The 21,502-nt window shown below is 38.4% G+C and carries 20 protein-coding genes; 3 read left to right on the plus strand and 17 right to left on the minus strand.

The genetic code is table 11. From position 1 onward, the window contains the following. Positions 1 to 97: 97 nt before the first annotated feature. From PH210_RS08020 to PH210_RS08070, 11 genes are all read right to left on the minus strand, one after another. A complete protein-coding gene (locus PH210_RS08020) occupies positions 98 to 976 on the minus strand; it encodes an aldose 1-epimerase family protein (protein WP_289984469.1) in 879 nt (292 codons plus the stop codon). Between the two features lie 158 nt (positions 977 to 1,134). After that, complete coding sequence (locus PH210_RS08025; protein ID WP_289984471.1) at positions 1,135 to 1,707, minus strand: hypothetical protein; 573 nt, start codon at positions 1,705 to 1,707, stop codon at positions 1,135 to 1,137. Between the two features lie 243 nt (positions 1,708 to 1,950). Next, a complete protein-coding gene (locus tag PH210_RS08030) occupies positions 1,951 to 2,688 on the minus strand; it encodes a DUF2161 domain-containing phosphodiesterase (protein ID WP_289984472.1) in 738 nt (245 codons plus the stop codon). Positions 2,689 to 2,855: 167 nt separating this feature from the next. Next, positions 2,856 to 4,052 carry a methyltransferase domain-containing protein gene (locus tag PH210_RS08035; protein WP_289984474.1) on the minus strand — a complete coding sequence of 399 codons (1,197 nt, stop codon included), beginning with the start codon at positions 4,050 to 4,052 and terminating at the stop codon, positions 2,856 to 2,858. Positions 4,053 to 4,236: 184 nt separating this feature from the next. Continuing rightward, positions 4,237 to 5,154, minus strand: a complete 918-nt coding sequence (locus PH210_RS08040; protein ID WP_289984476.1) for an RCC1 domain-containing protein — start codon at positions 5,152 to 5,154, stop codon at positions 4,237 to 4,239. Between the two features lie 169 nt (positions 5,155 to 5,323). Further along, positions 5,324 to 6,052, minus strand: a complete 729-nt coding sequence (locus PH210_RS08045) for a CBS domain-containing protein (protein ID WP_289984478.1) — start codon at positions 6,050 to 6,052, stop codon at positions 5,324 to 5,326. A 36-nt stretch (positions 6,053 to 6,088) separates the two neighbouring features. Continuing rightward, on the minus strand, positions 6,089 to 7,615 hold the full coding sequence (locus tag PH210_RS08050) for a hypothetical protein (protein ID WP_289984480.1): 1,527 nt from the start codon (positions 7,613 to 7,615) through the stop codon (positions 6,089 to 6,091). A gap of 188 nt (positions 7,616 to 7,803) precedes the next feature. After that, positions 7,804 to 8,118, minus strand: a complete 315-nt coding sequence (locus PH210_RS08055) for a Zn-ribbon domain-containing OB-fold protein (RefSeq protein ID WP_289984481.1) — start codon at positions 8,116 to 8,118, stop codon at positions 7,804 to 7,806. Between the two features lie 2 nt (positions 8,119 to 8,120). After that, a complete protein-coding gene (locus PH210_RS08060; protein WP_289984483.1) occupies positions 8,121 to 9,257 on the minus strand; it encodes a thiolase C-terminal domain-containing protein in 1,137 nt (378 codons plus the stop codon). 94 nt (positions 9,258 to 9,351) lie between these two features. After that, positions 9,352 to 10,659, minus strand: a complete 1,308-nt coding sequence (locus PH210_RS08065) for an MFS transporter (RefSeq protein WP_289984485.1) — start codon at positions 10,657 to 10,659, stop codon at positions 9,352 to 9,354. A 93-nt stretch (positions 10,660 to 10,752) separates the two neighbouring features. Next, positions 10,753 to 12,327: an AMP-binding protein gene (locus PH210_RS08070; protein WP_289984487.1), complete on the minus strand. Its 1,575-nt coding sequence runs from the start codon at positions 12,325 to 12,327 to the stop codon at positions 10,753 to 10,755. A gap of 298 nt (positions 12,328 to 12,625) precedes the next feature. On the opposite strand from PH210_RS08070, the gene PH210_RS08075 reads away from it, so the two are divergent. Further along, entirely contained in the window at positions 12,626 to 13,234 is a 609-nt protein-coding gene (locus PH210_RS08075) for a TetR/AcrR family transcriptional regulator (protein ID WP_289984490.1), read from the plus strand. A 63-nt stretch (positions 13,235 to 13,297) separates the two neighbouring features. On the opposite strand, the gene lipP1 is transcribed toward PH210_RS08075, so the two are convergent. From lipP1 to PH210_RS08095, 4 genes are all read right to left on the minus strand, one after another. Beyond that, positions 13,298 to 15,904: a LipP1 family hormone-sensitive lipase gene (lipP1, locus tag PH210_RS08080; protein WP_289984492.1), complete on the minus strand. Its 2,607-nt coding sequence runs from the start codon at positions 15,902 to 15,904 to the stop codon at positions 13,298 to 13,300. Positions 15,905 to 16,110: 206 nt separating this feature from the next. Further along, positions 16,111 to 16,290: a transposase gene (locus PH210_RS08085; protein WP_289984493.1), complete on the minus strand. Its 180-nt coding sequence runs from the start codon at positions 16,288 to 16,290 to the stop codon at positions 16,111 to 16,113. 150 nt (positions 16,291 to 16,440) lie between these two features. After that, positions 16,441 to 17,409 (minus strand): NAD(P)-dependent alcohol dehydrogenase, encoded by a 969-nt coding sequence (locus tag PH210_RS08090; RefSeq protein ID WP_289984495.1) that lies wholly within the window; start codon positions 17,407 to 17,409, stop codon positions 16,441 to 16,443. 143 nt (positions 17,410 to 17,552) lie between these two features. Continuing rightward, entirely contained in the window at positions 17,553 to 18,140 is a 588-nt protein-coding gene (locus tag PH210_RS08095; protein ID WP_289984496.1) for a Crp/Fnr family transcriptional regulator, read from the minus strand. A 421-nt stretch (positions 18,141 to 18,561) separates the two neighbouring features. Between PH210_RS08095 and PH210_RS08100 the strand changes: the two genes are divergently transcribed. Together PH210_RS08100 and PH210_RS08105 are read left to right on the plus strand one after the other, a co-directional pair. Then, on the plus strand, positions 18,562 to 19,269 hold the full coding sequence (locus PH210_RS08100; RefSeq protein WP_289984498.1) for a DNA alkylation repair protein: 708 nt from the start codon (positions 18,562 to 18,564) through the stop codon (positions 19,267 to 19,269). 44 nt (positions 19,270 to 19,313) lie between these two features. After that, positions 19,314 to 19,619 carry a DUF3870 domain-containing protein gene (locus PH210_RS08105; RefSeq protein ID WP_289984499.1) on the plus strand — a complete coding sequence of 102 codons (306 nt, stop codon included), beginning with the start codon at positions 19,314 to 19,316 and terminating at the stop codon, positions 19,617 to 19,619. 200 nt (positions 19,620 to 19,819) lie between these two features. Here PH210_RS08105 and PH210_RS08110 read toward each other — a convergent pair whose 3' ends face one another. Further along, the gene (locus tag PH210_RS08110; protein WP_354669969.1) at positions 19,820 to 20,488 is read right to left on the minus strand and encodes a lysoplasmalogenase; all 669 of its coding nucleotides are present in this window, start codon (positions 20,486 to 20,488) and stop codon (positions 19,820 to 19,822) included. 121 nt (positions 20,489 to 20,609) lie between these two features. Continuing rightward, on the minus strand, positions 20,610 to 21,440 hold the full coding sequence (locus PH210_RS08115; RefSeq protein ID WP_289984503.1) for a hypothetical protein: 831 nt from the start codon (positions 21,438 to 21,440) through the stop codon (positions 20,610 to 20,612). Positions 21,441 to 21,502 lie beyond the last annotated feature (62 nt).

Consider the following 21,502-nt stretch of genomic DNA (forward strand, 5'->3'; position numbering starts at 1 on the left):
TTATAATCTTATACTATTTACATTAATTATATATAATTTACCTCCCTTTCAAATAGTTGTCAATATTTTTTGAATATTTTGTATTAAAACGTTTTCATTAAGTGAATTTCATTTTATACTCAGCCTTGAAGGTTTCTCCTGTGTGAAGCTTATTTATTCCAAACTTTTCCTTCAAATTCCCGGTTGTATGATGGGTATCGGCAATGCCGTACCACGGCTCAATGCAAACAAACGGCGCCATCGTACCATCCGTTTCATTAAATTTCGACCAAATCCCAACAAATGGGAAATCCACGAACATGACCTCCACTCCGTGATTAGATCTATTAGAAATCAGGGAAATTTGATTGATATTACTGTAAACAAGAGCATCATGGGCAAATATAGAAGCTTTTAGCTGCATCGATGAGATATCATTAGCCGTTCCTTTCTCATGTAAAAGGGAATTCTTAAGCTCATATTCCATCACATTCTTATTAGCAGCAGGAGTAAAGTGCAAACTATAGTCCTCTATCACTTCATTTTCTACAAGCGGAAGCCTAAAGGCAGGATGGGCACCTATGGAAAAAAACATCTCTTCTCGGTTTTCATTGGCGATTTCCCATTGAACACTAAGGGAGTCCTCTTTAAGCAAATAGCGAATAATCGCTTTAAATTCGTAAGGATAAATTTCAACGAAGCGTCCAGCTGATTCAAACACAAAAGAAACGGTAGTTGTTGTTTGCGTTTCCACATTGAATTCAACATCACGCAAAAATCCATGCTGTGACATCTTGTAGGTTTGACCATTCAGATGATAGTGATCCTCCTTTAACCGGCCAACAATCGGAAATAGGACCGGAGAAACACGCCCCCAGTAGGCGCTGTCCCCTGTCCACATATAGTCCAGTCCATTTTTCTTATGCTTCACTTTTCGTACTTCTGCTCCATTCCTTGCCATATCTACCTGCAGCCAATCATTTTCAATGATGATCATCATATATCCCTCATCTCGTAAAGAGTGTCTCTATATGAATGTTTACCAATGAAGTTAGCGATATTCCTTAGACCTTGTATTTTCGGAAAGAATGTTGGTGAAAATTTTTAATAATTAAGTTTTTTCATGTATACTCCGATGTAAAATAAAAGCCTCCTTTATGGAAGGCTAATTTTTTCTCTTTTTGGTGAGTTTTTAATCAGCTTAATCTCTCCGTGTTTAGGGACTAGTTCACTGATGTTTTCATACCCTTCATCACTTTTGTCTTCCACTGAATATTCCTTATAAGAGAAGCAAAAAAGTTTACGTTCAACTCTTCCTTTCTCACCAATTAGATTGAACCAGTTTTGGGCTACGTAAAAAGGATTCATCAGCAATCGATCAATAATAAAAGAGATTCGGTCCTTTTCTTCCCCTGGATTAAATTTTATTTTAGAAGATAAGGCCAGAATGAAATAGTTTTTAAACTTATCTAATTCTAATAATTGAAGATGATAGTTCTCATGCTGTTTTTGATTGAAATCCGTCAGGACTGTTTTAATGCTTTTTTCAATATCAATATCAAATTTACTTGCATCTCTCCAAGTCGATAAACGCGAATCAAAAATAGACAGAGTCAGGATATAATAGGCTGCAAAATTTTTGGGGTCAAATACTTTATTCACCAATTGCTTTTCATCTTCCGGTACAACAATAAACTTTTTATAGTCAGCAAAGAAATTTTCAATCATTCGTATACCTTCTTTCGAACCTTGATAGAATTGATGAAAAATATTGCACTACTTTTTATCTATTATTTGTATTTAATATATTCCTTTATAAAAACCAAAAATCCTGCTTATTCTTCCAAAAATCCACATTTTTCACAACATTTAATCAAAAAGTCCTATTACAGTAAAATAAATGTCGTGACGGATCAACAATTTCGACATTGCCTGGCTCACAATAAACGATTGTGCGTCTTATGTCTTTCTCTATAGTGACTTTTCCTCACTTAAATTATCATCCAAGTAATATTTTAAAAGATCAGGATATTCCTTTATTTCTTCACGGCCCTTCTCACTTATGACATAGGTCCCTCTCTTGATCCGTTCGAACCAGCCGTAATAGTTTTGAATGAGAATGGATGAAGTTTTGTCTCTAGTGCCCATTTTGATTAAATTTTTCGGGGATAAGGGACCAAATTGCTGTAGGTAACAAGCAATTTGGATACAGTTTTCTTTATAAGCTGTCATGATTTTGGTCCGATTGCTTCCACCAACATTGAAATCGGCACTTCGCCCATTGATTTCCTTCAAAACAGATTCTCGCTTTAACTTGCTTTGCCCCATACTTTTACGCCGGTCAAACGCAGCTGGGTGAAGGATGACTTCAGCTTTTGCCCGTTTTCCGGAGCTCGAAACCACAATTAATCCCAACTCCAGCCTTCTAATTAAATGGCACTTTTCTGCCCAGCGTTTAGAATTTAACCGATGCTTTGGTTTTGGAATGGCGATGTAAACTTTATCTGTTAACCGTTGACGTTTAGCGGCCTGGATAAGTAAATCAACACTTAACGTAAGCTTTAATTCGATAATTACTAACTCTTCGTCTTTAACTGCAACCATATCACAATCTTTTACTTCTCCGTAAACCTCATAGCCTTCCTTTACAAAAAAAGTCTGAATTGGTTTATACAAATCTTTTTCTTGGAGCTTTTTTGTTTCCTTCATACACGAACACCTTCCAATTCAAACCGTATTTCCTATTAATAATAAATTTAACTTAAATATTGTTGTTGGAAAAGGATTTATCTTTTTGCGTTTAATAAAAATACCCGGTATCTCCTCCAAAAATGATTGGATCATACCGAGTAGATGACTTTAAATCTTAAATGCGGTTAATCAGTTAACATAATATATTTATTGTCTTCTAGATTATTATACTGAACCATTGGTCCCAAGTGACTAAACTGCCTCATTACTTCCTCTATCAGCGATTGGGCATCTTCGTATGCCCCGGCAGGAAGAATATCCAAATGACGATACCCCATGTTCCCATAACTATAGACAAGCAGAAAACTCTTAGTCTCCCAAATTTCAAAGCGAAACACATGCCAGTGGTTGGGCACATCCAGATAATAGCCTGATTGAAATGTTTTCTTCCCCAACCGATGGTAGGCAATCTCAGCTTTTGCCCCGCTGTAAGATTCCCCGGCCTCTAATACTATTGAATGATCTTTCGTATAAAAGCACTCTATACCTTCTTGGGTTGCTAAGCCTGTCTCGCTTTTTGACACCACAACTATCGGAGAACACTTATCCGTTCCAAACTCATTATAATCGATAATGTCGCATTTATCCCATTGGACATGAAGGTTTACTTGGTTCAGTGAATTTGCCCACTTCCCAAGATCTGCGGGATTTTCCAATCGCTCAAAAGAGAGATAGGTGCCATCCTCAGTTAGCAAATCATCAACTATTTGTAAATATCTCCAGTTTCTATACGTGGGATTTTTCTTCAAGTAATCTTGCAGGGACCAATACTTTGGGAAGAATATAGGCCCCATAATCTCATGAAAGGTTCGCACAGAAATAATAAGATCAATAGAATTCATCAAAAAACGTTCCCTTAAATCCAAAAATTCGATTCTATAAAAGCTCACATTTGCAAGTCCGAGCTGCTTAGCCAACTCGTTGGCACACTGGATTCCATTCTCTGACTGATCAATTCCAATAATCTCCGCATCTGGAAAACGAGTAGCGTACCAGCATGCCAATACCCCATTATCACAACCGATTTCCAAAATTCGCTTAGGCTTCAGTTTTTTTTGCTGGTTAATCCAAGACAGGATAGACTTATGATAAGACATCGTCCATGATTCGACTGCCAAACTGAAAGGCAGTGAAGCATTCTTTACATCATAAAAGTTCCCCTGCTTCTCACGGCAAAGTAACGGTTCCAGTTCCTCGGCCAAGACTGAATCTACTCCCCTAACGTGCTTCCAATAGCTGCGCTTGCTTTTACAGTCCTTGATTCTCAGTGTCTTATAATAGGATGATATACTTGGTTTCCTTTGTTTCGTCTCGATTGGCATGCTTTATCTCCAGTTTTGTAAAATTATTACTACATATTAGGACTTGGTCTTAAAAATAGATAGTTTTATTATAATTGGTATTTGTTAATTTTTCAAAAAATTTCTTTATTAATATCAGTTGCTGAAAGTTTATTAATAGGATAAGCCCATTTGATCATAAAAAAAGACTGAACGGAAATACCGTTCAGTCCATTAAAAATATCTTACACAATGCCGGCAGTTTAATGCCGCGCCAGCCGCTTACATCACATTGGCCATATTCGTTATCGCCCACAGCAAGCACTGTTCCGTCCGATTTAAGCCCGACGGTATGGGCACAACCCGCCGTTATCGCCACAATATCGTGCCAATCACTAACATTGCATTGGCCATACTCATTCCAACCCGCAGCAGCCACCGTTCCATCCGATTTAAGTCCGATGGTATGATTACTACCCGCCGCTATCGCCACAATACTGCGCCAGCCGCTTACATTGCATTGGTCATGTTTATTCAAACCAACGGCCGTCACCGTTCCGTCCGATTTAAGCCCGATGGTATGAAGATAACCCGCCCCAACCGCCACAATACCGCACCAGCCGCTCACATTGCATTGGCGGTACCGATTATTACCCACAGCCGTCACCGTTCCGTCCGATTTAAGCCCGATGGTATGCCAGTCACCCGCCGCGACCGCGACAATATCATGCCAGCCGCTTACATTGCATTCACCTTCATTATTTCGGCCCACTGCTACAACCGTGCCATCTGATTTAAGCCCTATGGTATGACACCAACCCGCCGCAACCGCTGCAATATCGCGCCAGTCGTATACCTCGCATTGGTCATGCTTATTCCAACCCACAGCCGCCATAGTGCTGTCAGATTTAAGACCGATTGTAAGAACATTACCCGTGTTTTTCGCCATATGAACATTACCCGCCGCGACCGCCACAATATCGCGCCAGCCGCTTACATCACATTGGCCATATTTATTATCACCCACAGCCATCACCGTGCCGTCCGATTTAAGCCCAACGGTATGACGACGCCCCGCCGCTATGGTATCTTTAGTCCATCGTTTCACCTTTAACATTGCTTCTTTCGGTGAAATGTAATCCATGTCTTACCTCCTTGAAAATATGTAACTGTATGATTTTATGATAATGGAATCATATCTTACTGTCCTTTTAGTTTAGTCCATTATTGTAATTTATTGAGATAGATAAGGTGAACTAAAAAGCCGTTTCCGACTGGAAACGGCTTTAAAGCTTCCGTGATAAACCTTAATTTTAATTATCAACCGTATAATCAATCTCGATTAAATCCCAAGCAGTAACCATACCAAGAGGTTTTTCATCTGATTTTCCATTTTCAGTGATGATAACCACTTCTAATTCCACTTTTTCCTTATGCTTTCTTTCGTAGATATCCTCAATCGAAAAAATGTCTATTGATTTTGGGACGAACTCGATGGGATGGTTTTTGACATCTCTTAATATGTCCCCAACCTTAATATCCGTTAAATCCACTACTGTATTAATGATATTACCAGCCATCCAATTGACAATATCTCCTGTTTTCAATAAACCAACACATCTGTTATCTTGATAAACAGGATATTGAGAATATCCGTGCTCTTTTATGGCCTGCAGAATAAATAAAATACTATCTTCAAAATCACAGAAAATAACTTCTTTTGTTGCAATAGAAAGGGCGTAATTCGGTTTGTTAAAAATGGTTGAAATCCATTCAATATGTTTTACTACATCGTCGTGGGGTTCAGCAATATAAAAACCGAGTTCTTTCTTATCATGAACAAGTGAGTTTCTAAGTTTAGCATATTGTTTAAGATCGTCGTAATATTTGTTTATTATTTGATGTTTTCTCGCACCCATATCAAGCAGTACCTTAAACCGATCATCATTCAATTTTACGATCGATTTTAATGATTCGTGAATTTGGTTAAAGGCAACCTCAAAACGCTCTGATAAATGATGTTCTTGTTTAATCAAGCTCATAAACCTTGTAATCTCCTCATTCAAAATATCAATATATTACATTTCATTATTAGAACTTTCTATAGTCTTCCACTTCTTTTTCACACTTACAAAAGCTCCAATTCCTAAAAGAATTAAACCAATCGAGATGTACAGCATAGCTTTGTTGGCTGAGTAATGAAAATACGGTACATTTGATTTGATAAACAAATCAGCAAGTACAGACCAGGTTCCAGTAATGGCGGAAAAAACAACAAAAACAGTCGACCAGAGTAAAAAAGTATCCGCATGTTTTTCCTTACGCAGGACTTCCAAATTTGCTTTTCGTTCCTGTTCATCCTTATCCTTCTGTCTCTGCAGCTCTTGCTGCAGCTCAGCAACGGAGGATAAAGCATCCAACTCCAGATGGAGGTCCTGCTTCAACTCCTCTATCTGCAGACATTTTTCGATTCGTTCATATAAAGCCTGCTGATGCGTGATGCTGGATACATGCTTAAAAAAGCTCCTAAGGATAAAATAATTGATTTCTTTACGCAGCTTTTGAATTTTTTCACATTCCGTTGTACTCAATTGTTCAGATTGCGGCATATCTTGCGCTCTTGAATTTAATGCCAAAAGAGCATAACGTTGATGCAAGGCAATGATATAAATATAAAAGTAAGATTGTTCCAGGTTGGACTGATAATTTCCATTAAAAAATTCATTCGTCACATCATCCTTTGTCAAATGGACAACATTCGTCAATCCTTCCAAAGAAACGCCCCAATAACTGTTGTCAAACAACTGGATGATTTGTGGGTTATCATTAAGCATTAGCTCTTTAGAAGCGGGTTTATAAGATTCCTTAAAGGATCTTCTTAACTTAAATAAATACTCTCCTAATAACTTTTCCTTATCTTCCACTTTTTCAAACGTTTTTTCAAGCATGATAGAATTGTAAACGATGGCACCTTCTGGCTCATTTTTTTCAGAAGAAAAATAGCGGTCTACCTTAATCGGTTCCAATAGATTCATGGCGATACTGGACATGGTACGTTGAGAATCTTCCGGATTTTCAGAGGAAATCTCAGCACTTTTTCTGGTTATGTAATATTCCTTTTGATCCAATAATTGCGATTTATAAAGGTGGTGCAGGTGTTTAATATAATAATTGGTGCTGATAATTTGATCCAAATTATTATTTGTGTGCGTGACTTCAAATGTCAAAAAGCCGACTTTCGTTTCAAACAGAAATAAGGAAACCTTCGGAACCTTGAATATGTATTCACCTTTTTTCGTTAACAAATAGAACTTGTGAGATGCATTTTGAGGAAGATTATATTTTTCTCTTGATTCATCTTTTAGAATGTATTCTCTTCCAATTGTACCGTTTCCGAAACTAGCATCATCAAACTGAATGAGATTTTTAACATGATCTAAGATATTTTTCCTTGCAACCTTTTTAGGAACATCCCAGTCACTATTGATAAGCGTTTCATGAAGAAGTTTATAATCTTCTTTTAACGTGAACGGAATGATAAATACGGTTTTACTTTTATTTAAATTTACATTTAAAACTGTTTCATTTTGAACTTCATAGGACATTAACAAAACAAAGCCACCTCTGGAAAATAGATAAAAAAACCCAGAACTATTATACTACAAATATACTTAAATTTTGGAACATTTGGTACTATTTAAATTGATTCAAATGATCCCAAATTTAAAATAAAAAGGATACTGTAAATAACAGTATCCTTAAAAACATATGATCAAACCAATTGCAATTAAAGTTAAACAAATTTTTCAAATACAAATGTATTGTCAAAATATGAAATGCATTTTACTTTATCATCGATCACAACTTGATCTGTTACTCGGCCAGTCACTCGAAGTCCTTCTGATAATTCGATTAAAGCGACTGAATAAGGGGTGAGATGAGAAAACTCTTTTGAAGAAACATGGATCGTAGTATGTGAAAAAACCTTTCCTTCACCACTAATATTCTTTTGAAGTAATTCGTTATTTTTACAGTTTGGACAAATCCATTTACGTTGGACAAACTTTTTTTCGCACTGGGTACATTCATATACTTGAATCATTTCCATGTCTAGTTCACCCCTTCGAATATATGGACGGTGGAATAGGCCCCCGTACCACCTAGGTTCTGAGCCAATCCAATGTTTGCCCCTTCTACCTGATTGCAGCTTGTACCGCGAAGCTGGGAAACAATTTGATAGATTTGAGCAAGACCGGTCGCCCCTATCGGATGCCCTTTAGACAGCAGACCACCGCTTGTATTCACAGGTACTTTTCCTCCGTGCTTTGTTAGTCCCTGCTCTACCGCTTGCCAGCCAGAACCTTTTTTAAATAAGCCCAGTTCTTCAATGGCTATTATTTCAGTCATCGAGAAACAGTCGTGCAACTCTACTACATCAATATCCTCAGGACCAAGTCCTGCGATGTGATAGGCACGATTCGCTGACTCTTTTATCGCCGGAAAACTTAATATATCCTCTGCCTCCTGCAACTGGGTACTACCAGAAGCCTGTGCGGATGCGCGGACTATTACCCCTTTTTCTCCTTTTGAAAGGACAATAGCAACAGCACCATCTGTTGTGGGGGAGCAATCAAACAGGCCTAGAGGATCAGTAATAATCCTGGCATTCATAATTTCTTCCAAACTCGTCGTTTTTTTAAATTGTGCAATAGGATTGTTCATGGCGTACTCTCGATTTTTCAAAGCAACCATTGCTAAGTGCTTCTTAGATGCACCCGTTTCATAAAAATATCGATTGGCCAGCATGCCAAAAAATCCCGGAAAGGTCAATCCGGCATGTTTTTCATTCGAGTCATTATCCATTGCTGCATTTATCGCCCTTGTCGATTCCTCTGTTGTGGCATGTTTCATTTTCTCCACACCAGCTATTAAAACATTCTCATATTCACCACTTTGAATCATTAAGAATGCCTGTCGAAAAGCAATGCCACCTGATGCACATGCACCTTCTACTTTTACAGCCGGGATAGGCCCTAATCCTAAATCATTCACTGTGATAGCCCCTAAAATTTCTTGATTGCTTAAAGAACCGGACATGAAATTTCCAATATAAACTGCATCTATTTTAGGAAAGTTCGCCTCTCTCAATGCATCCAGACAAGCGTCCAGGAGTAAGGTTTTTAATGAGGTGTTTTCATGTTTTCCGAATGGGGTAATCCCCAATCCAGATACTGCGACTTTATTCATTTGGTACTCTCCCTCAGGGAATTGTCCCCTTTATTTGTTTATTAAAATTCCATCAGCGGATAAACACTGATGGAATTTTCTCTAACCTAACTTATTAGATTGATATTTTCTTATTATTAATTGGTTTTACATTGCTATCCTCATACTTCGAAATCTTTCTCGTATCAGGCACAAAGAAAGATAGGATAAGAGAAAAAGCAAACCCTGCCATCATCAATCCCCCAAAGGCCATTGGTGAAGGTCCAAACTTTTCTAGCATTGGTGTCCAAAGCATTGGTCCAAATCCGGCAAGGGCGGCGGAAACCTGGTAACCGAAGGATAACCCCGTATAGCGGACTTTCGCAGGAAACAGTTCTGAAAAGATGGTTCCCTGTGTAGAAAAGATCGCCGCCCAGACAATTCCCAGGAGAATAACCTGCATAAAATAGAAAGAAACAGGTCCCTTTGAAATATTGCTAAAGTATGGAATCGCAAGTACCAGGAACAAAACTAATGAACTGATATATATAATCTTCCTGCCAATAAAATCGGAAAGATAACCAATTAACGGGATGGTAATTATCATGGTGGCACAGCCGATTGTGACACCGGTTAGGGCAACTTCTCTAGAGTAACCTAAATGAGTAGTGGCGTAGACAAGAATAAAAGACATAGAAAAGACATTGAACATTCCGTCACCAAGCTTCAAACCAATTAAGTGAAAGACGCTTTTCGCATTGTTGCGAAAGGTTTCGACCACTGGAACTTTTGCTAGTTCTCCACTTTCTTTTTGCTTCTTAAAGGCAGGCGTCTCTTCAATACCGTTTCGAATCCAAAGCGCTAAAACAATGAGTACTGCACTAAAAAGGAACGGAACCCTCCAGCCCCATGCCAAAAATTGAGCATCTGTCGTTAAGGAACTAATAAAGGTAAAACTAAACGTCCCAAGCACTAACCCTAATGGGACACCGAGTTGAGGAATGGAGCCATACAGTCCGCGAAGTCCTTTTGGGGCATATTCGGTGGCCAACAACACGGCTCCTCCCCATTCCCCGCCAAGGGCAATTCCCTGGATCAGACGAAGGAGAACCAAAATAATAGGGGCTAGGAGACCAACCTGTTCATAGGTCGGGACGAGACCAATAAGCAAGGAGCTGCCTCCCATTCCTAGCAGTGTTAACATGAGACTGGCTTTTCTTCCTAAACGGTCGCCATAATGGCCAAAAATCAGACTGCCGATTGGCCTCGCTGCATAACCCACTCCGAATGTCGCAAAAGCTAAAAGAAGTGCGATGGCAGGATCTGCATTTGGAAAAAAGAGTTTGGAAAATACTAATCCTGTAGCAGTACCATACAAATAAAAATCATACCATTCAATGACTGAACCAGAAACGCTTGCAAATAGAACACGAGCTTTGTTCATAAAGCTACCCCTTTCAGCAATAACTGCTTTGAATAAGATTCAATGTTTTCAATAGATAAATAGGAATAATAGCTGTAATAGATATAATTATGGCTATTTGGAAGTTTGAGCTGCCTCAAGGTGTCTTTTTCTTATAATGTGCTTTTGAATTTTACCGACTGAGGTGCGAGGAAACTCATCAATGAATTCAATCGTATCAGGTACTTTGAATTTGGCTAATCTTTCACGGCAATAAAGAATCATTTCTTCTTTTGAAATGGAAGAGTTCTCTCTTAAAATCACATAGGCGATAATGGCTTCATCACGCATCTCATCAGGGATACCAATGACAGCTGCTTCGTATACTTCCGGATGATCAGCAAGAACACTTTCAACCTCGTTAGCCGCAACATTTTCTCCGGCACGCTTAATCATATCCTTAATACGGTCCACAAAATAAAAGTAACCGTCATCTCCTACTCTTGCATTATCACCGGTGTACAGCCACCCGTCCTTTAAGGTCTCTGCCGTTGCATTCGGGTTTTTAAAATACCCTTTCATCAAGGTACGTCCTGGAACTCCTTTTACGGTGATTTGTCCCGTTTCCCCATTTTGAACTTCATAACCGTCATCATCGACGATTTTTACTTCATATCCAATGGTTGGTTTGCCAATGCTCATGTTTTTACGTGCTCCATCGATTGGGTTCATCAAAGGGACACCTACAGTCTCTGTCATTCCATACATCTGCAATAATTTGACTTGATAATTTTCTTCAAACCTCTTTACTTGCTCTTCCGTAACAGATTGAGCAAACCAAATAGTCCTTAAAGAGTTTTGACGATCTGCAGGGTCAAATTCTTTTGCAAGAATCATTCGGATTGGAGCAGCAAACAGGGAGCCAACCGTTGCTCCGAAACCTATAGCCTGTTTAAAATACCTTGATGCACTAAATTTTTCGGTAATGGCAATACTTGCTCCGACCACAAGGGCTGACATCGTAGAATAATACTGTGCATTTCCATGGAACAATGGCAGAACGATGAATTGCCGGTCATCTGGAGTCAATCGAATGGATTTCGACATTAGCTCACCAGTATAAATATAATTTGCATGAGTTATTTGGACGCCCTTTGGCTTTGAAGTTGTACCAGAAGTATAAAGCATTGCCGTAACATTTTCTGAATCTAGAGGAATAGTAGGAGTCTCTGAGCTGGCATTGGCAATCAAGCGGTTTAAATTTTGCTTGTCACGTTCTTCTTTTTCGTAGCGCGCTAATAAAATCTCTTTTAGATACGGTAGATTTTTTCGATTACTGATAAACTTGTCCAAATACTCTTCTTCTGTAATAAGAAGAACAGACTCTGAATGGTTCAGGATATATTCCATTTCATCTCCAGAGGACAAAATATTTGTCGGAACCATGATTGCTCCAATATTGGCAAGTGCAAACCAGGAAGTCATAAACTCGAGGCAGTTAGGCAGATGCAAGGTAACATGTTGGCCTTTCACTACACCCAATTGAAGAAACACATTACTTAGACGATTCACTTGTTCAGCAAATTCACCGTAGGTTAGCTCGAACTTTTTTTGTTTTTGATCCTCAAACAGAAGAAACGTTTTATCACGATTCATTTCTACTTTTTCTATTAATAAATCTCGTAACGTCCTGCTGCCGACAATATCCATGGACTTTTCCCCCTTCTCGTTTCTAAATTTTCGTCTCTTAATCACGTATGAAGCGGTTACATTTTACCTAAAAAATGAATTTCACAGACTATAGTCTGTAATTTATTTTATATAACCGATTTAGTAGCGTCAATACATTTTTTAAATATTCAAAATTATAATAAAATTAGATATATTAAACTGATGTTATGAATCTTTATTTCTGAACTTTTTTACCTAATGGTATTGAATTTTATTGGTTTTCATTTTTTAATAATAAGTAAGCCCTTACATTGTTTAATTAAAAAGGAGAGCTCGAATGTCACTTTCTCTAAGACAACAAAAAGCGCTGCAAACTAAGCAGCGGATCGTGGCGGCAGCTTTGGATCTCTTTAGCAAAAAAGGATTCGATCATGTCACAGTGGATGAAATTGTACAGGTTAGTAACACCTCCAAAGGTGCATTTTATGTACACTTTAATTCGAAATATGAAATCTTTCTTGAAAAATTCAAAGAAATCGACGAGTTTTATGAAAATTTCACAGAAACACTCCCAAAGGAAATGAGTTCCTATGAAAAAATTCTTCTTTTAACTAAATCCCAAATGATTTATTTAAAAGACTGCCTAGGAATCGATTTAATACGTACCGTTTATATGAGTGCTTTAATTCCCAATCAGCCTAAATTTCTTTCTAATACTGATCGGACTCTTTTTAAAATTGTTCACTCATTTGTTTACGAAGGTCAAGACAATGGGGAGTTTAAGAAATATTTATCTTCCCAGGAAATTACGATGCTGATCACACGCTGTATGAGAGGCACCCTATACGATTGGGCATTATTCGGCGAGGAATTCGATCTTGTAGAAGAAAGTCAAAAGTTCATTCGGACGATTTTAAGTGGGATGTTAACAAAAGTAGATAACTGAGAAGAGTGAAAAAACCCCTTGCTAACTCAAGGGGTTAAATCATTTTATTTAACTTACAATCTATCAAATCGTTTTTACAACATGAAAAGCTTGGTTAAGAGCATTTGCTGCCTGTTTAATGGCCGCACTCCCCTGCTCTAACACCCCTGGCATCCAGAAGAATCCGTGGATCATGCCGTCATAGCGGGTCGCTTCAACGGGTACTCCCGTTGCTTTTAAACGTTCGGCATAGGCCTCTCCTTCATCCCGCAAAGGATCAAACCCGGCGGTGATCACGAGCGCTGGCGGAAGTCCGCTTAAGTCTTCAGCCAATAATGGCGAAGCATACGGATTTTTACCATCCTGCTCATCACGCAGATAATGATTCCAGAACCATACCATCGTATTCTTTGTTAAAAAGTAACCATTTGCATTTTCACGATAGGATTCCGTTTCATATGAATGATTGGTTACCGGATAAATGAGCATTTGATACGCAATAGATGGTCCACCTTGATCACGAGCCATCAAGGCCACAACAGCTGCAAGGTTTCCGCCTGCACTGTCACCACCGACGGCAATCCGTTCAGGATCTACCTGGATGGATGCAGCTTGTTCCGCTACCCACTTAACTACAGCATATGAATCTTCAGCAGCAGTCGGGAATTTATGCTCCGGAGCCAAGCGGTAATCTACAGATACCACTACACAGCCAGCCCTGTTGGCTAACATACGGCAAGGTACATCAACGGTGTCCAAATTGCCGATCACCCAGCCTCCGCCATGATAGTAAACCAATGCTGGGAATGGCCCTTCACCAGAAGGCGTGTAGATCCGGACAGGAATTTCTCCTCCCGGCACCGGAATAGTCCTGTTTTCCACCTTCGCTACCTGTTCCGGAACTCCTGCTAAAAGGCGGAAATCAGCACCCAGCCTCGCTTGATCTGGTGTCAGCAACTCTAATGGCGGCGCCCCTGCAGATTCTAATTGTTTTAAAATAAACCACGCTTGCGGATCAATATTCGACCTAAAAAATCCTTCCTTCACAAAGCTTTCATCCGTACCTTCGGAAGACAAAACGGAAGTAAACCCTTCATAGCCCCTAGCCGCTACATCAGCACAAATGATACGATACAATCCGACCCCGCCGGCAAAGGCAAGGAATCCTCGCGGCTTGCCTTCAATATTGGCACCCATATACCATGAATCCGTTTTGGTTAACAGCGACATGTCGGCAATGGCCCGGCATTGCTGGCTCCAAAATTCTTCCGCCTCTTCTGTTGCCTCAAAGGCTTCCAATTGGTGTTTACGAAGATAATCAATACAATCCGCAACCCAGTCCACATGCTGCTCAATGGAAACCATCATGTTGCTTAGGACCGATGGGCTCTGCGGACCTGTCAGCATAAACATGTTCGGGAATCCTGAGGTTCCGAGTCCCAGGTATGTCTTCAACTCGGCACCGTCTGCCCACTTCTCTTTTAGCGAAAGATCATTCTTTCCGCGAATATCTATGTTAAACAATGGACCTGTCATGGCATCGAAGCCGGTTGCAAACACAAGAGCATCCAGATCGTACTCCGCATCTGTCGTCTTAATTCCATTCGGGGTAATTTCCATAATAGGCGCAGCTTTAATATCAACAAGTGATACATTTTCTCGGTTATAGGTTTCAAAATAGTTGGTATCAATGATTGGTCGTTTGGTAGCGTAGTAATAGGTTGGCAATAGCTTTTGAGCTGCTTCGGGGTCTTTAACAATTTGCTTGATCTTGGTGCGGATAAAGGATGCGGCGGTTTCATTCGCTTCAGGCAGTATACCGATGTCATTGTAGTTGTAAGTCAGAGAAAATAATCCACCCTCCTGCCAGGCCTTTTCATATAGGCGCTCCCTTTCCTCTGGAGAATCCTCCAGCGCGGATCGCATCCGTGGTCCGGACGGGACACCATGCATGGAGTAACGCATGAGCTTTTTCAGTTCTCCATAGTTTTTACGTGTTTGTTCGATTGTTTCTGAGTCAAGCGAATGATTTTGCGCAGGACAACTGTACTGTGGGGTCCGCTGAAAGACGGTGAGGTGGCCAGCTTCTTTGGCAATCGCTGGGATCGCTTGAATTCCGCTTGAGCCTGTTCCAATCACTCCTACACGCTTGCCATTAAAGTCGACTTTTTCATGCGGCCATCTTCCCGTATGGTACATTTCGCCTTTGAAAGAATCTAATCCCTTTATCTTAGGTATATTGGATGAAGAGAGGCAGCCTAAAGCGGTGATAAAGTATTCAGCGATGACTCTGTTGCCATCTTCCATGCGAATCTCCCAGTTACGGTTTTGTTCATTGTAACGGGCAGAGGTAATCCTTGTTTGGAATTGAATGTCCCGTTTTAGATCCAGTTTATCTGCCACAAAATTTATGTAGCTTAATATTTCCGGCTGCTCAGCGTATCTGGACGACCATGTCCATTCCTTCAAAATCTCTTCTGAAAAAGTATAATTATAGTAGATACTTTCAATGTCACAACGCGCACCAGGGTATCGGTTCCAATACCAAGTGCCTCCGACATCTTCCCCTGCTTCATAAACGCGAACCGAATAACCGGCCTCCCGCAGTTTATGCAGCATATACAATCCAGAAAAACCAGCCCCAACTACAACAGCATCCAACACTTGAACGTTTTGTTGATTTAATGCCATTCTCAAATCACTCCCTTAAAATAAAATGGTTCATTGGAGTTATCAATTGTAAGCGCTATCAATATTATTCTGCCTAGATGATCAAAACTCCTTTTGTCCTGGTAATTTTTCCAAAACTTTCTAAAATGAAGACTACCAAATATCTCTATGCTTGTTTCATTTTAAATATTCCCTGTATGATTATTGACCTTCCCTTCTCTACGTTCTTAATGACTGTTGTGTACTTTAGGTAAAGACTCCAAATTTTTCTCGTAGGTTTTAACCCATCTAAAAATCGGGGTACTATCTTTCATTCCATGTTTCTCTGCCAAATGTTTATGACTCAATTTTCCCTCTTGATAATCTTTTACAAGTTTTAATTTAAATTGTTCACTATATTTAGCCATAAAAATACACCCCAAAAGTTAAATTTCACTCTAACTTTTGGGGTGCAGTACAAAATCGCATTGCTTTTTCTTTATTGGTAAATCAAAATTATACCTATAATGAGAGTTTATTTTACAAAAAGTAAAGGGGGTTATAATGTCAGTTTTCAATTAAACAGTAATTACCACTTTACCTTGAGCGTGACCTTCTTGAAAATATTTATATGCTTCAGTTATTTCATTTAACTTATACCGTTTATCAATTATTGGTTTTACTTTACCAGTCTCAAGTAATTCTTTTACATAATTTAAGTCTTTTGGGTTTGCTCTCTGTAACAGGTTACTTATTTTCTTGCTTCCAGTCATTGAAATAAAAGGTCCAAGAAATAATGTTTGAAAAAATTGGGATTCAGAACCTCCTACGTGAACAAAATTCCCATTTGGTTTTAGTGCACGATTATAAGCTGAAATGGAATTAGAACCATTCACACCAAGGATCAAATCGTAACACTTCTCTTCTGGGGTGAATTCCTCTTTTGTATAATCAATGATATGGTCGGCTCCTATCGAATGCAATATCTCTACATTCCTTGTACTACATACACCTGTTACCTCAGCCCCATATGATTTGGCAATTTGGACCGCGAAAGTACCGACACCACCAGATGCTCCATAGATCAATACCTTCTGTCCCGATCTAATTTTACCTTTATCACGTAGTCCCTGTAAGGCGGTCACACCTGCCATAGGTGTTGCAGCAGCTTCCTCGAATGAGATATTGGCTGGCTTTATGGCTAAAGCAGATTCGGGGACAGTTACATATTCAGCAAAACCACCCCAGCCACATCCAGAAAGATCGCCAAATACTTCATCACCTACTTGAAATTGCTTAACGTCTTTACCAACAGCTTCAACTATGCCAGCTATGTCACCTCCTGGTATAGAGTATTTTGGTTTCGTTAGTCCGAAGGCGAAGCGGGCCAAGAAAGGTTTGCCTTTCAAAAGGACCAGGTTACCAAAGTTCAAGGATGCTGAATGCACTCTTACCAATACTTGATTCTCGGCAGGTAAGGGTTTTTTTACCTCTTTTAATTCAAGTACATCGGGTGAACCATATTTATCACAAACTATCGCTTTCATAAAAACTCCCTCCTCGTTATATTTTGATTAATAGTAACAAGAGGATTAAAACCTTTCATTGACTTAAGTTAATTTTCTAGAGACTTTGGAGTTTTTTTGTGGTGGTTGGGAGGCAGGATTGCGAAATGTGGATGACATCTTTGTTAAAAAATATTTTTTTTAATTCGTTTTTTTATTCTACTTAATGATTCAGGGGTGATCCCAAGATAACTAGCCAATTGATGCTGTGGTACACGGTCAACTAAGTGAGGGCGGTTCCTTAAGATCGATTCGTAGCGTTCTTCAGGAGAAGAATTGATAAATTCTCCGAATTGTTCTTGGATTTCACCAAGGTTTATCTCCATCATTTTGCGTATCATGGATTCCAGCTGTGGGTATTTGTTAAACATCGTTTTTTCAGTATCAACGTCGCCAACAACCAATATGCAGTCTTCGACACACACTAATGAATACTTTGATAAATCATTTTGTTTCTGTTCGTTGATAATTGGAATTGCTTGTTCTTCAGTATAAAAATTTGATGTGACCTCTTTACCAGATTCATTTACAAAAAACTGCCTGACACACCCCATTAATATGAAATAACATTTAATGGCGGAATGTTCTCCTTGTCTAAGAAGGTATTTACCTTTTTTATATTCATCAATTCGTAAACATTCAGTGATTGCCTGCTGATCTTCTTCACTAAGTGAAGTTAAATCTGACATGTACTTCAAGAGAATTTTATTCATACTACCTTCCTTTCTAATTTATATGTCCTTAATCAATTATTTTAACATTTTTATCCAAATGTTTTTCCCTTTTTAATAAAATTAATTTAACAACAATAAAAAACTGCAAGGGAAAACAATCTGGCAGTTTTCTTGGAATTCTTTATAGTTCAAGTCCGAAAAATGGTTGGTGGTATTGTTACACCCCTTAAAATTGGAGGATACTAATTCATCCTCTATGCTTGATTCATTGTAAATATTCCCTCTATGTTTATTGACCTGCCATTCTAATTTTTCTTCCTTACATGTGCAATAAATGATATATTACGAATGTACGTTCTGAATACTGTTTATGGCACAACTTTTTTTAAACTGGCAGGATTACGGAATGAATTTCAAGAAATTATGAAGATATGATTATTAATAAAGGAAGTGCAAAACGATGGATTTCGAATCGGTTATGCAGGAACTAGAAGTACTCGGTAAGGAACGACTGAAAAAAATGTACATAAGTAATGGTGCACACGAACCGCTTTTTGGAGTGGCTACAGGCGCCATGAAACCGCTAGCAAAGCAACTCAAGAAAAATCAGCCTTTGGCTGAGGAGCTTTATGCCACCGGAAATTACGATGCCATGTATTTTGCCGGAGTCATTGCGGACCCGAAGTCAATGACGGAGGCGGATTTTGACCGTTGGATCGAAGCGGCTTATTTTTATATGATTTCCGATTATGTCGTGGCAGTAACGTTGTCTGAAACCGACATTGCCCAGGACGTGGCTGATAAATGGATTGCCAGCGGTGAAGAATTGAAAATGTCGGCAGGATGGAGCTGTTACTGCTGGCTTTTGGGTAATCGCAAAGACAGTGAATTTAACCCAAGCAAGCTTGCCAGTATGCTCGATCAGGTTGAAAAGACGATTCACGATGCTCCCGATCGAACAAAGTCTGCAATGAATAATTTTATTTACACCGTCGGGGTATCCTATTTGCCGCTTCATGAGAAAGCGGTTAAAACCGCAAAGGCTGTTGGCCCAGTCGAAATCAAACGGGACAAGAAAAAGAACAGTATCCTGCTTGCTTCCGAAAATATTCAAAAAGAAATAGATAGAGGGAAATTGGGATTCAAACGTAAATATGTAAGGTGTTAGCCGAGACATCAAAAAATAAAAGTAGTTTTTAGGAGTAGGATGAAATGAATACAATATTTATTGCCGGTCATGCGAAGCTGCCCACGGGTATGGCTGCCAAAAATGTTTACGAAACATTAACTATTACTGCGGAAATTGATAAACATTATGGAGTAATTATAGATGCTTCCTGTACACTCGCTACAGAACATGGCAGGGATTATGTCTCCAGGCTCCTAAGGGGTCATAGCTTACGCAATGGAATCGAGAACCCTCTTGATCAGTTAAAAAAGGGCTATTTAGGAAAAGCAAATAGTGCCTTGATTGCTGCATTAAAAGACCTTTTTAAGCAATATGAATCTCTTACATAAAAAATATAACGTTACAAGAATAGTAACGGTTAGCTTAGCTTTTTGGTCTTCTTTCTTGTTTTAACAAACTTGCCTTGTTAGTCGAATAAGAAAAATAATACAAAAAGGATTACTTTGATGCAAGAGTTCATGATAGATTGCCGAGGCTACTGACCCATAATTTCTATAGAAAACATTAAAGGCGAGACAATAGATCTCGCCTATTTTTCACCCGAAGAACTTTTGCTAAAAGTAGGAAATAAGCGCAAGCTGTGCGCAATTAAAAATTGTGCTGCATAATAGGTTGTCATAATTAGGATATCAGAATAGGGAATCTTTGAAACAAACAAATTCCATGACAGAATTGAGTCTGAGAGGACGAATAAAATACTTCCTAATATTGCCCATATATTTTGGGACAAAAATCCAGTCCAACACATCAGAGATATAATCACTATATACATAAGTACGGGAACTACTAAAGCATCATTATGATTCTGAAGCAATGAAGTGATTATGTGATACCCCATAACAAAGCCATATAATCCAATAGGTATAATCATAAGAAGTGAAAGCTTTGTAAAACGCCAATAACGGGAAAACCCTGCTGTATAAAACAGATGCCCGATAAGGAATGCTGCTAAGCCGATAACGAACCATCTTATTAGCCCATCACCTAGCATACAGATAAATAATCCGCACCATATAATCCAATGAGGGCGTGATTTTTTATCAGCTATTTGTTTATAAGCATAGAAAAGAATTAGCCACATTGGGATTAATTTAAATAGCATTTTGATTGCTTCCGGTTTGCTGGGAATGCCAAATATGTATATAAGGCCCATAAGTAAAATGAAAATGGGTAATCGATAAGTTTTCAATATCTTCATTCACCTCTTTGTAACAGTTTTATTTCTGCTTGTTATACAGCCAACAGATTCACCAAATAGGAATTTAATAATCTATTATTTTCTTTAAACTCACTGTCTTAATAACTTTCTAATCAATTTTCTATTTATTCTTCCTAAGCCAACTAATAGCAATAAAGTAACCAATAACAGGTGATATCCCATATCCCATGATTGGCAACGGGAAATTACCAAATATAGTTACAATCATCGTCATTAAGAAATAAACCCCTAAAGAAAAAGAAATGATATTATTTTTACCGAAAAAAAAGAACGGACTTAAGAATAATATCAAAGACAAAATACCTAAAACGAACCAGACATTTCCAAGGGCTTCAACTAAAAAGATGATATCTTCTACATAAGGAACTGGTGCTAAATCATCGAGAAAACCCCAAGATATAATAACGATGGCCGCAGTAAGAATAAAACTTAAAAACTTTATCTTCCAATTACTTATCTTTTTCCACAAAATAACAGCTGTTGCACATGCAAATGCGGTTAATTGACCTGCATCTGGTTGAAATAATAATATTAATAATGTTATAAAGAAAAGTCCTATTACATACCGTTCACCATTGTTTAATGCTAATTTCCATAACTGAATAATTAATAAGGGCAATATAATACTTGCTATATATATATTAATTGGTCCAAAAGTTATCCATCGATGAACACCCTCTAAACCACTAAATAAAAATGAAAAAACTAATAAAGCTATTATAACGACGGTAGGAAGCAAATTTCCTTTACTTATATTTTTTTCCTTATTGCGAACTAAATAAAGAGAACCCAAAACTGTTCCCAATATCCAGATGATTATGTTTTGAATCCAAATGCTTGAAGCTACACCATTTGAAACCATTGCAAAAGTTCCTATTAAGATAGCAGGAAGCATAAGCAAATAAGATATGATATTTTTATAAATATTCATGGTAACATGTCCTTTTATATATATTTATCATCCTCGAAAATTTTAACACATAAATCAAATTG

Origin of the sequence: Paenibacillus sp. BSR1-1, assembly GCF_030403775.1 — a bacterium.
In the GTDB taxonomy this organism is placed as follows: Bacteria; Bacillota; Bacilli; order Bacillales; family Cytobacillaceae; genus Neobacillus.